The organism is Streptomyces solitudinis (assembly GCF_036323765.1).
Lineage (GTDB): Bacteria > Actinomycetota > Actinomycetes > Streptomycetales > Streptomycetaceae > Streptomyces.
Genome location: NZ_JAZDCW010000003.1, coordinates 380,800 through 396,344, shown reverse-complemented (window position 1 = coordinate 396,344; position 15,545 = coordinate 380,800). Strand labels below are relative to the sequence as shown.

The 15,545-nt window shown below is 71.4% G+C and carries 11 protein-coding genes and 2 tRNA genes; 9 read left to right on the top strand and 4 right to left on the bottom strand.

Going from position 1 to position 15,545, the window contains the following annotated elements:
* Positions 1–36: 36 nt before the first annotated feature.
* Positions 37–110 (bottom strand) — tRNA-Gly (locus tag V1J52_RS09250).
* Between the two features lie 88 nt (positions 111–198).
* On the opposite strand from V1J52_RS09250, the gene V1J52_RS09245 reads away from it, so the two are divergent.
* The 5 genes from V1J52_RS09245 to clpX all read left to right on the top strand — a co-directional run bounded on the left by V1J52_RS09245 (position 199) and on the right by clpX (position 4,887).
* Positions 199–275: transfer RNA gene (locus V1J52_RS09245), tRNA-Pro, on the top strand.
* Positions 276–396: 121 nt separating this feature from the next.
* Positions 397–1,839, top strand: a complete 1,443-nt coding sequence (tig, locus tag V1J52_RS09240; protein WP_330139165.1) for a trigger factor — start codon at positions 397–399, stop codon at positions 1,837–1,839.
* 249 nt (positions 1,840–2,088) lie between these two features.
* Positions 2,089–2,706, top strand: a complete 618-nt coding sequence (locus V1J52_RS09235) for an ATP-dependent Clp protease proteolytic subunit (RefSeq protein ID WP_330139164.1) — start codon at positions 2,089–2,091, stop codon at positions 2,704–2,706.
* A gap of 72 nt (positions 2,707–2,778) precedes the next feature.
* Positions 2,779–3,459, top strand: coding sequence for an ATP-dependent Clp protease proteolytic subunit (locus tag V1J52_RS09230; RefSeq protein WP_330139163.1), 681 nt, complete (start codon positions 2,779–2,781; stop codon positions 3,457–3,459).
* Positions 3,460–3,600: 141 nt separating this feature from the next.
* Positions 3,601–4,887, top strand: a complete 1,287-nt coding sequence (gene clpX / locus V1J52_RS09225; protein WP_330139162.1) for an ATP-dependent Clp protease ATP-binding subunit ClpX — start codon at positions 3,601–3,603, stop codon at positions 4,885–4,887.
* Positions 4,888–5,007: 120 nt separating this feature from the next.
* Here clpX and V1J52_RS09220 read toward each other — a convergent pair whose 3' ends face one another.
* Positions 5,008–5,913: a hypothetical protein gene (locus V1J52_RS09220; RefSeq protein WP_330139161.1), complete on the bottom strand. Its 906-nt coding sequence runs from the start codon at positions 5,911–5,913 to the stop codon at positions 5,008–5,010.
* A 136-nt stretch (positions 5,914–6,049) separates the two neighbouring features.
* Here V1J52_RS09220 and V1J52_RS09215 point away from each other — a divergent pair, with 136 nt between their 5' ends.
* Positions 6,050–8,680 (top strand): valine--tRNA ligase, encoded by a 2,631-nt coding sequence (locus V1J52_RS09215; protein ID WP_330139160.1) that lies wholly within the window; start codon positions 6,050–6,052, stop codon positions 8,678–8,680.
* 122 nt (positions 8,681–8,802) lie between these two features.
* Here the strand turns inward: V1J52_RS09215 and V1J52_RS09210 are convergent, their stop codons facing one another.
* A complete protein-coding gene (locus tag V1J52_RS09210) occupies positions 8,803–9,402 on the bottom strand; it encodes a biotin transporter BioY (RefSeq protein ID WP_330139159.1) in 600 nt (199 codons plus the stop codon).
* A 275-nt stretch (positions 9,403–9,677) separates the two neighbouring features.
* On the opposite strand from V1J52_RS09210, the gene V1J52_RS09205 reads away from it, so the two are divergent.
* Both V1J52_RS09205 and V1J52_RS09200 read left to right on the top strand, forming a co-directional pair.
* Positions 9,678–11,084 carry an amino acid permease gene (locus V1J52_RS09205; protein ID WP_330139158.1) on the top strand — a complete coding sequence of 469 codons (1,407 nt, stop codon included), beginning with the start codon at positions 9,678–9,680 and terminating at the stop codon, positions 11,082–11,084.
* Between the two features lie 136 nt (positions 11,085–11,220).
* The gene (locus tag V1J52_RS09200) at positions 11,221–11,865 is read left to right on the top strand and encodes a superoxide dismutase (protein ID WP_330139157.1); all 645 of its coding nucleotides are present in this window, start codon (positions 11,221–11,223) and stop codon (positions 11,863–11,865) included.
* A 204-nt stretch (positions 11,866–12,069) separates the two neighbouring features.
* Here the strand turns inward: V1J52_RS09200 and V1J52_RS09195 are convergent, their stop codons facing one another.
* On the bottom strand, positions 12,070–12,702 hold the full coding sequence (locus V1J52_RS09195; RefSeq protein ID WP_330139156.1) for a DsbA family protein: 633 nt from the start codon (positions 12,700–12,702) through the stop codon (positions 12,070–12,072).
* Between the two features lie 176 nt (positions 12,703–12,878).
* Between V1J52_RS09195 and pepN the strand changes: the two genes are divergently transcribed.
* The gene (gene pepN, locus V1J52_RS09190; RefSeq protein ID WP_330139155.1) at positions 12,879–15,470 is read left to right on the top strand and encodes an aminopeptidase N; all 2,592 of its coding nucleotides are present in this window, start codon (positions 12,879–12,881) and stop codon (positions 15,468–15,470) included.
* Positions 15,471–15,545: the final 75 nt, after the last annotated feature.

Here is a 15,545-nt window from a genome sequence, read left to right as displayed (position 1 = left end):
GAGGGCCCGGACCTGTCGGTCCGGGCCCTCGGCCGGTGGAGCGGGCGACGGGAATCGAACCCGCGTAGCCAGTTTGGAAGACTGGGGCTCTACCATTGAGCTACGCCCGCGAGCGCCGTGCACGTGGTCCGCTTCGGTCACAGACCGCCGTGCGGCACGCAGTGCATCGTACGGCATGTACCCTACGTGTCGCACCGGCGGGGTGTGGCGCAGCTTGGTAGCGCGTCCGCTTTGGGAGCGGAAGGTCGTCGGTTCGAATCCGGCCACCCCGACCACGTACTATGAAAGACGCGCGTGCCTGTGTCGTGTCCGAAAATTCTTCACTCACATACGGGGCGCCCCAGCGTCTGACCAGACGTACCTGATCCCGAGCAGTCTGCCCCAAGGAGACCGACCGTGAAGAGCGCCGTGGAGACCCTGAACCCGACCCGGGTTCGGCTCACTGTCGAGGTGCCCTTCGAGGAGCTCAAGCCCAGCCTCGACGCGGCGTACAAGAAGATCAACCAGCAGGTGCAGGTGCCCGGTTTCCGCAAGGGCAAGGTGCCGGCCCGGGTGATCGACCAGCGGTTCGGCCGCGGCGCGGTGCTGGAGGAGGCCGTCAACGACGCGCTGCCGAAGCTGTACCAGAGCGCCGTCGAAGAGGGCGAGCTGAACGTCCTCGGTCAGCCCGAGGTGGACATCACCGAGCTGAAGGACAACGAGCTGCTGGCCTTCACCGCCGAGGTGGACGTCCGCCCGGAGATCGAGATGCCGGACTACTCCGGCATCGAGGTCACCGTCGACGCCGTCGGGGTCACCGACGAGGACGTGGACCAGGCCGTCGAGCAGCTCCGCGAGCGCTTCGCCTCCACCTCCCCGGTGGAGCGCGCCGCCGCCGAGGGCGACGTCGTCAAGCTCGACCTGGAGGCCAGGGTCGACGGCGAGGTCCTGCCGGACGGCGTGGCCGAGGGCATCGACTACACCATCGGCTCGGGCGAGCTGCTGGAGGGCATCGACGACGCCGTCACCGGCCTGGAGGCCGGCGGCTCGGCCACCTTCACCTCCACCCTCAAGGGCGGCTCGGCGGCCGGCCAGGAGGCCGAGGTCACGGTGAACGTGGAGTCCGTCTCCGCCCGTGAGCTGCCCGAGCTGGACGACGACTTCGCCCAGCTCGCCAGCCAGTTCGACACGATGTCCGAGCTGCGCGACGACAGCCGCAAGCGGCTGGAGCAGAACAAGAAGTACGAGCAGGCCACCGAGGCCCAGCAGAAGGTGCTGGACGAGCTGATCGGCCTGGTCGAGGTGCCCGTTCCCGAGAAGCTCCTCGCGGACGAGATCAACACCCGCAAGCACAACCTGGTCAACCACCAGCTCGGCCAGATGGGCATGGACCTCCCGACCTACCTGCAGCTCCAGGACAAGTCGGAGGAGGAGTTCGACGCCGAGCTGCGCGAGCAGGCCGTCAAGGGCATCAAGACGCAGTTCGTGCTCGACGAGCTGGTGTCCAAGGAGAAGCTGAACGTCAGCCAGGAAGAGCTGACGGAGCACCTGATGCGGCGCGCGCAGTCCTCCGGCATGAGCCCCGACCAGTTCGCCCAGGCGATCGTCGAGGGCGGCCAGGTGCCGATGCTCGTGGGCGAGGTGGCCCGCGGCAAGGCGCTGGCGCTGGTGGTCGAGGCCGTGACGGTCAAGGACAGCAACGGTGAGGTCGTCGAGCTGGAGGACGACGAGGAGGAGACGGCCGGGGCCGGGGACGCCGAGTCCGCCGGACAGGCCGCCGAGGCGTCCGCCGACGCCGACGCCGGGCCGGAGCCCGCGGGCGACGCTGACGCCAAGGCCGGGGACAAGGGCGACGCCTGACCCCGCACAGCCACACGTACGGGCCCGTGCGCGACGCGCGTACGGGCCCGTACGCGTAGGGCGGACGGCCGGCTCACTCCCCGCCGCGACCTGCCGGAACACCCCCTGCGCTCACAGCGAACAGCTCCCGCACCGGGATGGTCGGGAAGGGCCCGCGCGTTAGGGTCCATGTACACGAAGACGCTAAGCGACGGCCATGACGCGAGCCCTTCTCGCGGCCCGGCCGTCCGGACACGAGCAGGTGGACACGTGACGCTTCCGAAGCCTTCCGCCGCCGGTGAGCCCAACTTCGGTGGTGGGCTCGGCGACCAGGTCTACAACCGGCTGCTCAACGAGCGGATCATCTTCCTCGGCCAGCCGGTGGACGACGAGATCGCCAACAAGATCACCGCGCAGCTGCTGCTCCTCGCGGCGGACCCCGACAAGGACATCTACCTCTACATCAACAGCCCCGGCGGGTCGATCACGGCCGGCATGGCGATCTACGACACCATGCAGTACATCAAGAACGACGTGGTGACGATCGCGATGGGCCTGGCCGCCTCGATGGGCCAGTTCCTGCTGAGCGCCGGCGCCCCGGGCAAGCGGTTCGCGCTGCCGAACGCGGAGATCCTGATCCACCAGCCGTCCGCGGGTCTCGCGGGTTCTGCGTCGGACATCAGGATCCACGCGGAGCAGCTCCTGCGCACGAAGAAGAAGATGGCCGAGCTCTCGTCCCAGCACACCGGTCAGACCGTCGAGCAGTGGAACCGCGACGCCGACCGCGACCGCTGGTTCAACGCCGAAGAGGCCAGGGACTACGGTCTGCTGGACGCCGTGATCGGTTCCGCAGCCGACATTCCCGGTGGCGGCGGCACGGGCGCCTGAGCCGCCCTCCCCTTCCTCCCCCGGCTCCTCGCAGCCCGCAGCCAGCACCTCACCAGGACGGTGGACACTTCGATGAACAACATCCCCGGTTCCGGTCTCTATGAGCGCCTCGACGCGCGCTACACCGGTCCCTCGCCGGAGGCCCGCTACGTCGTGCCGCGCTTCGTGGAGCGCACCTCGCAGGGCGTGCGCGAGTACGACCCGTACGCGAAGCTCTTCGAGGAGCGGGTGATCTTCCTCGGCGTCCAGATCGACGACGCCTCGGCCAACGACGTCATGGCGCAGCTCCTGTGCCTGGAGTCGATGGACCCGGACCGTGACATCTCCATCTACATCAACTCCCCCGGCGGCTCCTTCACCGCGCTGACCGCCATCTACGACACGATGCAGTTCGTGAAGCCCGACGTGCAGACGGTCTGCATGGGCCAGGCGGCCTCCGCCGCGGCGGTGCTGATGGCCGCGGGCACGCCCGGCAAGCGGATGGCGCTGCCGAACGCCCGCATCATGATCCACCAGCCGTACAGCGAGACCGGGCGCGGCCAGGTCTCCGACCTGGAGATCGCCGCGAACGAGATCCAGCGGATGCGCACGCAGCTTGAGGAGATGCTCGCCAAGCACTCCACCAAGCCGATCGAGCAGATCCGCGACGACATCGAGCGGGACAAGATCCTCACCGCCGAGGAGGCGCTGGCCTACGGTCTGATCGACCAGATCGTCGCCACGCGCAAGACCTCCGTCGGCATGGCGGGCTGACCCGCCGGGCAGTCCGCCGGCCCCCCTCGGGCCCAACAAGTCCGAGGGGGGCCCACTCCGGGGCCTGGGCAAGGTACCGTCGGAGAGCAAGGACCAGGCACCGCCGGGCCCCGGCGGTGACAGGCGAAGGGGAAGCACCTCGTGGCACGCATCGGTGATGGCGGCGACCTGCTCAAGTGCTCGTTCTGCGGCAAGAGCCAGAAGCAGGTGAAGAAGCTCATCGCGGGCCCGGGTGTGTATATCTGCGATGAGTGCATCGATCTCTGCAACGAGATCATCGAGGAGGAGCTGGCCGAGACCTCCGAGGTGCGGTGGGACGAGCTGCCCAAGCCGCGGGAGATCTACGAGTTCCTGGAGGGCTACGTCGTCGGCCAGGAGGCCGCGAAGAAGGCCCTCTCGGTCGCGGTCTACAACCACTACAAGCGGGTGCAGGCCGGGGAGAACGGCGGGCCGCAGGGCAAGGACGACGCCATCGAGCTGGCGAAGTCCAACATCCTCCTGCTCGGCCCGACGGGCTCCGGCAAGACGCTGCTCGCGCAGACGCTGGCCCGCATGCTGAACGTCCCGTTCGCCATCGCCGACGCCACCGCGCTGACGGAGGCCGGCTACGTCGGCGAGGACGTCGAGAACATCCTCCTCAAGCTGATCCAGGCGGCCGACTACGACGTCAAGAAGGCCGAGACGGGGATCATCTACATCGACGAGATCGACAAGGTCGCCCGCAAGAGCGAGAACCCGTCGATCACCCGGGACGTCTCCGGCGAGGGCGTGCAGCAGGCCCTGCTGAAGATCCTGGAGGGCACCACGGCCTCGGTGCCGCCGCAGGGCGGGCGCAAGCACCCGCACCAGGAGTTCATCCAGATCGACACGACGAACGTGCTGTTCATCGTGGGCGGGGCCTTCGCCGGCCTGGAGAAGATCATCGAGTCCCGCGCGGGCGCGAAGGGCATCGGCTTCGGCGCGACGATCCGCTCCAAGCGCGAGATCGAGTCGGCGAACCACTTCGAGGAGGTCATGCCGGAGGACCTGGTGAAGTTCGGGATGATCCCGGAGTTCATCGGCCGTCTGCCGATCCTCACCTCGGTGCACAACCTGGACCGCGAGGCGCTGCTCCAGATCCTGATCGAGCCGCGGAACGCGCTCATCAAGCAGTACCAGCGGCTGTTCGAACTCGACGGTGTGGAGCTGGAGTTCGACCGCCCGGCGCTGGAGGCCATCGCCGACCAGGCGATCCTGCGCGGGACGGGCGCGCGGGGGCTGCGCGCCATCATGGAGGAGGTCCTGATGTCGGTGATGTACGAGGTCCCGTCCCGCAAGGACGTGGCCCGCGTCGTCATCACCGAGGACGTCGTTCACTCGAACGTGAATCCCACCCTGGTGCCGCGCTCCCGCGGCACCGATCAGGGTCCCCGCGAGAAGTCCGCATGAGCACGCCCGCGTGAGCGCCCGTGCCGGCGCGCGGCGCGGTGGCACGGGACGCGGAAGGCGAAGGCCCGGGACGCGGGAAGCGTCCCGGGCCTTCGCCGTGCGGGCCCGGCCGGGCGCGGTTCACTCAGCCGCGACGCGGGCCTGCTTGCGGAAGTCGACGGCCAGCCGCGCGGCGTCCTCGATCTTCCGCTCGCCGCTGAAGGACATGTCGAAGACCATCGCCACCGTGCTGTGGTCGCCCCAGACGCATATGGGCGTCTCCGTCGGCGTCGGCATCTGCTCGTCCGCCTCGGTGCGCACGGTCTGGCACTTCATGACCGCGCCGTCCAGCCCGGCGGGCGTGACGGACTCCGGCTCGCCGACGAGTTCGGAGCCGTCCGGGTCCTTGGTGTGCTCGGCCTTGAGCTTGGCGAAGAAGTCGTCGACCGACTTCTCCGGGTCCTCGACGGTGCCCCAGGCCCCCACGAAGAAGGCCATGCGCATGCGGGCGAAGGCCGTCGGGTCCTCCAGCGTGCTGGGGTCGGCGAGGTCGAGGTTGCTGTAGGTGCCGTTGACGCTCTCGCCGTCGGCGACGGAGAGGGTGTCGATCATCTCGCGCATCTCGTCGTTGTCCGCGGACATGCCCGTGGAGTTCCCGTCCTCCTGGAGCGTGTACTCGCCCACCTCCTGCGGCGTGACGAGCCGGTGCGGGCCGTCGTCGGCGACGCCGGAGGAACCGGAGCCGCCGAACGCGAGGATGCCGCCGATGACGGCGCCGACCACGACGACCGCGCCCACCGCCAGGCCGATGACCTTGCCCTTGTTGCTCTTGGGCGGCGGGGGCGGGGCGACGTACCCGCCGGGCTGCTGCGGGTAGCCGTAGCCGGGCTGCGGGGGCGGCTGCTGCTGGGGGTACCCGTAGCCGGGCTGGCCGGGGGCGCCGCCGGGCTGGCCGTAGGGGCCGGGCTGCTGAGGGGCGCCGTAGGGCCCCGGCTGGCCCGGCTGATGTCCGTACGGGCCCTGCGGCGGCGGCTGGTTGTGACTCAAGGCGCTTCCCTCCGTGAACATGCGCGCTGCATGCGTTGACGCGTTCCGTCCATCCTGTCGGACGGTTCTCCCGGGCGCCGCACCGGTCCCCAAACCGGTTCGAGACCATGACATCCGCCGCCGTACACTGACGGTCGTGACCGACTACCAGCACGGCCCCGAGGGCCCGCACAGCGCATCTGCCGAACTGCCGACCCAGTACGCGCCGGCCGAGGTAGAGGAGCAGCTGTACGAGCGCTGGGTGGAGCGCGGTTACTTCGAGGCGGACGCCAAGAGCGAGAAGCCGCCGTACGCCGTCGTCATCCCGCCGCCGAACGTCACCGGCAGCCTGCACCTCGGGCACGCCTTCGAGCACACGCTGATCGACGCGCTCACCCGGCGCAAGCGGATGCAGGGCTTCGAGGCGCTGTGGCAGCCCGGCATGGACCACGCGGGCATCGCCACCCAGAACGTCGTCGAGCGGGAGCTGGCCAAGGAGGGCACGTCCCGGCACGACCTGGGCCGGGAGGCGTTCACCGAGCGGGTCTGGCAGTGGAAGGCCGAGTCGGGCGGCCAGATCTCCGGGCAGATGCGGCGGCTGGGCGACGGCGTGGCCTGGTCGCGGGAGCGGTTCACCATGGACGAGGGCCTGTCCCGCTCCGTCCAGACCATCTTCAAACGGCTCTACGACGACGAGCTGATCTACCGCGCCGAGCGCATCATCAACTGGTGTCCGCGCTGCCTCACCGCGATCTCCGACATCGAGGTGGAGTACGCCGACCAGGACGGCGAACTGGTGTCGGTGCGGTACGGCGACGGGGAGGACTCCCTCGTCGTCGCCACGACCCGCGCCGAGACGATGCTCGGGGACACCGCCGTGGCCGTCCACCCGGACGACGAGCGGTACGCCCACCTCGTCGGGCGGGAGGTCCGGCTGCCGCTGACGGACCGCTCCGTCCCGGTCGTCGCGGACCCGCACGTGGACCCGGAGTTCGGCACCGGCGCCGTGAAGGTGACGCCCGCGCACGATCCGAACGACTTCGAGATCGGCCAGCGCCACGGGCTGCCGAACATCCAGGTCATGGACGAGCACGCCGTCATCACCGTCCACGGCCCGTTCCAGGGCCTGGACCGGCTGGAGGCGCGGTCGGCGATCGTGGCCGCGCTGCGCGCCGAGGGCCGGATCGTCGCGGAGAAGCGCCCGTACCAGCACTCGGTGGGCCACTGCTCGCGGTGCAAGACGACCATCGAGCCGCGGCTGTCGATGCAGTGGTGGGTGAAGGTCGGTCCGCTGGCGCGGGCGGCGGGTGACGCGGTGCGGGACGGCAGCGTCGCCATCCACCCGAAGGAGATGGAGTCCCGGTACTTCGGCTGGGTGGACAACCTGCACGACTGGTGTATCTCGCGGCAGTTGTGGTGGGGCCACCGCATCCCCGTCTGGTACGGCCCCGGCGGCGAGACGGTCTGCGTCGGCCCGGACGAGGAGCCGCCGGCGGGCGAGGGCTGGCACCAGGACACCGACGTCCTGGACACCTGGTTCTCCTCGGCGCTGTGGCCGTTCTCCACGATGGGCTGGCCCGGGCGGACGGAGAGCCTGGAGAAGTTCTACCCGAACGCCGTCCTGGTCACGGGCTACGACATCCTGTTCTTCTGGGTCGCCCGGATGATGATGTTCGGCCTGTACGCGATGGACGGCACGCCGCCGTTCCGCACGATCGCCCTGCACGGCATGGTGCGCGACCAGTTCGGCAAGAAGATGTCGAAGTCCTTCGGGAACGCGGTCAATCCGCTGGACTGGATGGACGCCTACGGCTCCGACGCGCTGCGGTTCACGCTGGCGCGCGGCGCGAACCCCGGCGTGGACGTGCCCATCGGCGAGGACTGGGTCCAGGCGTCGCGGAACTTCTGCAACAAGATCTGGAACGCGACGCGGTTCGCCCTGATGAACGGCGCGACCGTCGAGGGCCCGCTGCCGGACGCCTCCGAGATGGCGGCGGCCGACCGCTGGATCCTGTCCCGGCTGAACACCGTGGTCGCCGAGACGGACGCGCACTACGACGACTACCAGTTCGCCAAGCTGTCCGACGCCCTCTACCACTTCGCGTGGGACGAGGTGTTCGACTGGTACGTGGAGCTGTCCAAGACGACGTTCGCCGCCGGCGGGCGGCCCGCCGAGGTCTCGGGACGGGTCCTGGGCGAGGTGCTCGACGTCGTACTGCGGCTGCTGCACCCCGTCGTCCCGTTCGTCACCGAGACGCTGTGGACGACGCTGACCGGCGGTGAGTCGCTCGTGATCGCCGACTGGCCGTCCGACAGCGGTTTCCGCGACGCGGCGGCGGAGCGGGAGATCGGCACCCTCCAGGAGGCGGTGACCGAGGTGCGGCGCTTCCGCGCGGACCAGGGGCTCCAGCCGGGGCAGCGGGTGCCGGCCCGGCTGGACGTCGCGGGGACGCCGCTGGCCGCGCACGAGGAGGCGATCCGCTCGCTGCTGCGCCTCCAGGCCGCGGGGGACGGCTTCACGGCCACCGCCTCGCTGCCGGTGGCGGGGGCGACGGTCGCGCTGGACCTGTCGGGGGCGATCGACTTCGCCGCCGAGCACCGGCGGCTAACGAAGGACCTCCAGGCCGCGCGCAAGGAGCTGACGCAGACCACGGCGAAGCTCGGCAACGAGGGCTTCCTGGCAAAGGCCCCGGACCACGTGGTCGGCAAGATCCGCGACCGGCGGGCAGCGGCCGAGGCGGACATCGCCCGGATCGAGGCCCAGCTGGAGAAGCTGCCTCCGGCGTAGGTCCGCCGACGCGCGAGGCCCCCGGTCACGCAGGAGCCCCGCACCGTGCTCTCGACGGTGCGGGGCTCCTGCGTGCGGGCCTCGCGCGTGCGGGCCTCTTCCCCGGGCCGGGGTCGGGGGCGTCAGCCGTGGCGGCCGAGCAGCCGCCAGGCGGTCGGCAGGGCGCCCATCGCCAGGGCCGCCTTGAGCGCGTCGCCCACCAGGAACGGCACGAGTCCGGCCACCACCGCCTCACCGAACGTCATGCCGGTGGCCAGCGCCAGGTAGGGCACCCCGACGGCGTAGATCAGGCCGGTGCCGACGGCCATGGTGCCGACCGTCCGCAGGGCACCCCGGTCGCCGCCGCGCCGGGCGAGGGCGCCGACGACCACGGCGGCCAGCAGCATGCCCAGCACGTACCCGAAGGACGGCATCCCGGCGCCGTGCTCACCCTGTGCGAACCAGGGCACCCCGGCGACGCCCGCGACGGCGTACAGGCCGATCGACAGCAGGGCGCGGTGGGCGCCGAGCGAGGCGCCGACCAGCAGCGCGGCGAAGGTCTGCCCGGTGACGGGGACCGGGGAGCCCGGTACCGGGACCGCGAGCTGGGCGGCGATCCCGGTGAGCGCGGCGCCGCCGAGCACCAGCGCCGCGTCGCGGACCCGGGCGCGGGCGGCGGTGGTGGCGGGGAGCGCGTCGGCGAGGACGGCGCCGGGACGCGGGCCGGCTGCGGCAGTGCTCATGGCTACTCCGTACGGGTGTGGAGACAGGGACCGTCTGACGCTAACCGAAGCGCTGTCGCAGCGCTGCGTGATGTTGCCGACAACGCTTGACGGCTACACTTAGCCGGTTCCGCACACGCGTCCCGCGTCCCCTGGTGTGTCCGGATGGCGGGACAGTGATCTGCGCCATTGAAGCGCGGTGAGTCCCGCATCACACTGGCGGGTGGCCGGGGACGCCGACGTCGGCGGACGGCCGATCCTGTCCGCACGCCCCCTCCCCACACCCTTGGACCGTCATGGCTTCCTCCCCCACCACCGAGGCGTCAGCGGCGCCCGGCGATCCGGCCGGCGCCGAGCAGGGCGCCCTCTCCCACGGGCTCAAGCAGCGGCACCTGTCGATGATCGCGCTCGGCGGCGTGATCGGCGCGGGTCTGTTCGTGGGCTCGGGCGCGGGCATCGCCGCCGCCGGGCCCGCGATCGTGGTCGCCTTCGCGGTGTCCGGCCTGCTCGTCATGCTGGTCATGCGCATGCTCGGTGAGATGTCCGCCGCGCACCCGTCCTCGGGCTCCTTCTCCGTGCACGCCGAGCGGGCGTTCGGGCCGTGGGCCGGGTTCACGGCCGGGTGGATCTTCTGGGTGCTGCTGTGCGTGGCCGTCGCCGTGGAGGCGATCGCGGCCGCGGAGATCATGCTGACCTGGCTCCCGGGCACGGCATCCTGGATGTGGGTGGCCGTGTTCATGGCGACCTTCTGCGCGACGAACCTGGCCTCGGTGCGGAACTTCGGCGAGTACGAGTTCTGGTTCGCGGCGCTCAAGGTGTTCGCCATCGTCGCGTTCCTGGTCGTCGGCGTGCTGGCGATCGCCGGGCTGCTGCCGGGCTCGGACGCTCCGGGAACCGCCAACCTCACCGGCAACGGCGGCTTCTTCCCCAACGGCGCCGACGGGCTGATCGTCGGCCTGCTGGCGTCCGTCTTCGCCTACGGCGGCCTGGAGACGGTGACGATCGCGGCCGCCGAGTCCAAGGACCCGGTGCGCGGCGTCGCCAGGGCCGTCCGCACGGCGATGTGGCGGATCGCGCTGTTCTACGTGGGCTCCATGGTGGTCATCGTGACGCTGATCCCGTGGGACGAGACGTCGCTGCTGAGCGGCCCCTACGCGGCGGTGCTGGACCACATCGGCGTTCCGGCGGCCGGCGAGGTGATGAAGGTCGTCGTGCTGGTGGCGCTGCTGTCGGCGATGAACGCCAACATCTACGGCGCGTCGCGCATGGCGTTCTCGCTGGTGCGGCGCGGTGAGGGCCCGGCTCTCCTGGGCAAGGTGAGCGGCGGCGTGCCGCGCCGGGCGGTGCTGGCCTCCTCCGCGTTCGGCTTCTTCGCCGTGCTGCTGAGCCTGTGGTGGCCCGACTCCGTCTTCTTCTGGCTGCTCAACATGGTGGGCGCGGCAGTCCTCGTGGTCTGGGCGTTCATCGCGCTGGCACAGCTGCGGACCCGGCGGACGCTGGAGCGCGAGCACCCGGAGCGGCTGGTCGTGCGGATGTGGGCGTTCCCCGTGCTCACCTGGCTGGCACTCGCGGCCATGGCCGTCATCTTCGTGCTGATGCTGCGCGACGCCGCGACGCGCCAGCAGCTCTTCGCCACGGGCGGGCTGGCGCTGGCCCTCGCGGCGGGGGGCTACCTGCGGCAGCGGGCGGCGGCCCGGCGATGACCCGGGGCGCCGACGGCGCCACCCGCCCGTGACGGGGCGGCCCCCGTCCGGGGGCCGCCCCGTTGGTGCGTCCCGTTGTTGCTGCTAGTCTCTTATTGCAAGGGATGTGCAATAGCGGGCCGAGGGGAACAAGCACATGTCCACGCTGTACACGCTGCCCAAGCTCCCGTACGACTACGCGGCCCTGGAGCCGGTCATCACCGGTGAGATCATCGAACTGCACCACGACAAGCACCACGCCGCCTACGTCAAGGGCGCGAACGACACCCTGGAACAGCTCGCGGAGGCCCGGGAGAAGGACGCGTGGGGCTCGGTCAACGGCCTGGAGAAGAGTCTGGCCTTCCACCTGTCGGGGCACATCCTGCACTCGATCTACTGGCGGAACATGAGCGGTGACGGCGGCGGCGAGCCGCTGGAGAAGGACGGCACGGGAGAGCTGGCGGACGCCATCGCCGAGTCCTTCGGCTCCTTCGGCCGCTTCAAGGCGCAGCTCTCCAAGGCCGCGGCCACGACGCAGGGCTCCGGCTGGGGCGTCCTGGCCTACGAGCCGGTCACGGGCCGCCTGATCGTGGAGCAGGTCTACGACCACCAGGGCAACGTGGGCCAGGGCTCGGTGCCGATCCTCGTCTTCGACGCCTGGGAGCACGCGTTCTACCTCCAGTACCGCAACCAGAAGGTGGACTTCGTGGAGGCGATGTGGCGCGTCGTCAACTGGCAGGACGTCGCCGCCCGCTACACGGCGGCCAAGGAGCGCGCGCACAACCTGCTGCTGGTGCCCTGACGCCGGGCCGGCACCCGAAGGCCCCTGCCCTCGTGATCGTCTTCTCACCGCTCACCGGGCAGGCGGGGTATGGAGGGGACTCCCGCCGCGTGGACGTGACACGCGACGGGAGCCCCCGCGCCTCCGCTGACGGCCAGGTGCCCGGGCGGCCGGCCGCCCGGGCACCTGGCCGTCCGGCGTCCCGGACGGAGGCGGGATCCGCGCTCAGTCGAAGAGGGGCTCCGCGTCGCGGGTGCGCTTGATCTCGTAGAACCCCGGTGTGGACGCCACCAGCAGGGTGCCGTCCCACAGCCGGCCCGCGGCCTCGCCCTTGGGGGCCGGGGTGACGACGGGGCCGAAGAAGCCCAGCGGCTCGCCGTCCGCACCGGGCACCGCGATGACGGGCGTGCCCACGTCCTGCCCGACGAGCCCGATGCCCCTGGCGTGCGTCGCGCGCAGGGCCTCGTCGTGGGCGGTGCTCTCCATCACCTCGGTCAGCTCCGGGTCGAGCCCGGCGTCAGCGAGGGCGGCGGCGACCGTCTCGCGGCTGCGCTCCTCGCCGCGCACGTGGAAGCGGGTGCCGAGGGCGGTGTAGAGGGCGCCGAGCACCTCGGGGCCGTACTTCTCCGAGGCGGCGACGCAGACCCGCACCGGGCCCCACGCCGTCCGCAGCAGGTCCGCGTACTCGGCGGGCAGCTCGTCGAGCCGGTCCTCGTTCAGCACGGCGAGGCTCATCACGTGCCAGCGGACCTCCACCGGCCGCACCTTCTCCACCTCCAGCATCCAGCGGGACGTCAGCCACGCCCAGGGGCAGAGCGGGTCGAACCAGAAGTCGGCGGGGGTCTTGGCGTCGGACACGGTTCCTCCTCCATGCGTTCCGCGCACGTCGTTCCGTGCACGTCCAGCCCGCAACCACGCCCACGTGCGCGGTATTCCCGGTGCCGCACGATCGGCCCTGCACCTCCGGCGCCGCGCATGACATCCTGACCCCCACTGTTCGATATGCGAGAACGCGTGTGACAAGGGAGCGCCCCGTGCCGGGAGAGAACCTGACCCGTGAGGAGGCCCGGGAGCGGGCCGGACTGCTGTCCGTGGACGGTTACGACGTGGCGCTCGACCTGCGCTCGGCCGTGCTGCCGCCCCCCGCGGACGGCCCGCGCACGTTCCGCTCGACCACGACGGTCCGGTTCCGCTGCACCACCCCGGGCGCCGCCACATTCGTGGACCTCCTCGCCCCGCACGTGCACTCGGTGACGCTCAACGGCGAGTCGCTGCCGGTGGACCGCGTCTTCGACGGCACCCGCGTCGCCATCGGGCCGCTGGCCGCCGACAACGAGCTGACCGTGGACGCCCAGTGCGCCTACAGCCGCACCGGTGAGGGGCTCCACCACTTCGTGGACCCGGAGGACGGCGAGACCTACCTCTACACCCAGTACGAACCGGCCGACGCACGCCGCGTCTTCGCCACCTTCGAGCAGCCCGACCTCAAGGCGCCCTTCACCTTCACCGTCACCGCGCCCGAACAGTGGACGGTGCTCAGCAACAGCGACCGCACCGGCCCTCCCGAGCCGCACGGCGACGCCAGCGCCACCTGGCGGTTCGCCCCGACCCCGCCGCTGTCCAGCTACATCACCGCCGTGGTGGCCGGGCCGTACCACCACGTGACCGACCGCTACCGGCGCACGCTCCCCGACGGCACCAGGCTGGACATCCCGCTCGGCGCGCTGTGCCGCAGGGGGCTGGCCAAGCACTTCGACCCCGAGGACGTCTTCCGCGTCACCCGCCAGGGCCTCGACTTCTTCCACGACCACTTCGACTACCCCTACCCGTTCGGGAAGTACGACCAGGCGTTCGTGCCCGAGTACAACCTCGGCGCCATGGAGAACCCGGGCTGCGTCACCTTCCGCGAGGAGTTCGTCTTCCGCGGGAAGGTGACCGAGGCGTCCTACGAGGGGCGGGCCAACGTCATCCTGCACGAGATGGCGCACATGTGGTTCGGCGACCTCGTCACGATGGAGTGGTGGGACGACCTGTGGCTCAAGGAGTCCTTCGCGGACTTCATGGGCACCTTCTCGCTGGTGGAGGCCACCCGGTTCACCGGCGGCTGGATCACGTTCGCCAACCGGCGCAAGGCGTGGGCCTACCGCGCCGACCAGCTCCCCTCCACCCACCCGATCACCGCCGACATCCGGGACCTGGAGGACGCCAAGCTCAACTTCGACGGCATCACCTACGCCAAGGGCGCCTCGGTGCTCAAGCAGCTCGTCGCCTACGTGGGCCGCGACGCCTTCCTGGAGGGCGCCCGCCGCTACTTCAAGCGGCACGCCTTCGGCAACACGCGCCTGGAGCACCTGCTCGCGGTGCTGGCGGAGACCTCGGGACGGGACATGGGCGAGTGGGCCCGCCTGTGGCTCCAGACGGCCGGCGTCAACACGCTGACGCCCGAGGTGCGGTACGGGCAGGACGGCCGCGTCGCCGAGCTGGCCGTCGTCCAGGAGGCGCCGGAGGCGTACCCCGTCCTGCGTCCGCACCGGGTGGCGGTGGGCCTCTACCGGCGCGGGCCGGACGGCGCCCTGGCCCGGTACGCCCGCGCCGAGCTGGACGTGGCCGGGCCGCGCACCGTCGTCACCGAGCTGGCGGGTGCCGCACGCCCCGACCTGGTGCTCGTCAACGACGACGACCTCACCTACTGCAAGACCCGGCCGGACGCCGCCTCGCTGGCGACCCTGCGGGAGCACCTGGGCGACGTCGCCGACCCGCTGGCGCGGGCGCTGTGCTGGTCGGCTGTGTGGAACCTGACGCGCGACGGGCTGATGCCGGCCCGGGACTTCGTGCGCCTGGTCGTCCGCTTCGCCGGGCGGGAGTCCGACGTGGGCGTGCTCCAGATGGTGCACGCGTGGGCGCAGTCCGCGCTGCACCACTACAGCGCCCCGCACCGGCGGGCCGAGGCGGGGAGGGCCCTGGCCGAATGCGCGGTGGCCGAGCTGCGCCGGGCGGAGCCGGGCAGCGGGCACCAGCTCGCCTGGGCCCGCTTCCTGGCGGCCACCGCCGGGCGGGACGCGGAGCTGCGGCTGCTGCAGGAGCTGCTGGCCGGTACCGCGCGGATCGACGGCCTGGACGTGGACCAGGAACTGCGCTGGGCGTTCCTCGTCCGGCTGGCCTCCGAGGGCCGGGCCGACGAGGCGGCACTCGCCGCCGAGCTGGTCCGCGACGACACGGCCTCCGGCAGGCGGCACCAGGTGCGCTGCCTGGCCGCGCGTCCCTCGGCCGCCGTCAAGGCACAGGCGTGGGCCTCGGTGGTGGAGTCGGACCGGTTGTCCAACGCCCTGGTGGAGGCGACCATCGACGGGTTCGTGCAGGCAGGCCAGCGGGAGCTGCTGGAGCCGTACGCCGAGCGGTACTTCGCCGCGCTGGAGCGGGTGTGGGAGGAGCGGTCCATCGAGATCGCCATGTCCGTGGTGCGCGGCCTGTACCCGGCGCTGCTCGGCACGCCGGAGACGCTCGCCGCCACCGACGCGTGGCTGGCGGCGACCGCGTCCACGGCGCCGTCCGCGCTGCGGCGGCTCGTCCTGGAGGCCCGCGACGACCTGGCGCGGGCGCTCGCGGGGCAGGCCCGCGACGCGTGAGGGGCGGCCCGGCGGCGCCGGCTGACCCCGGGCGGGCCCGGGGCCGGGCGGCGCCGGCTGCCGTGCGGCGGCACG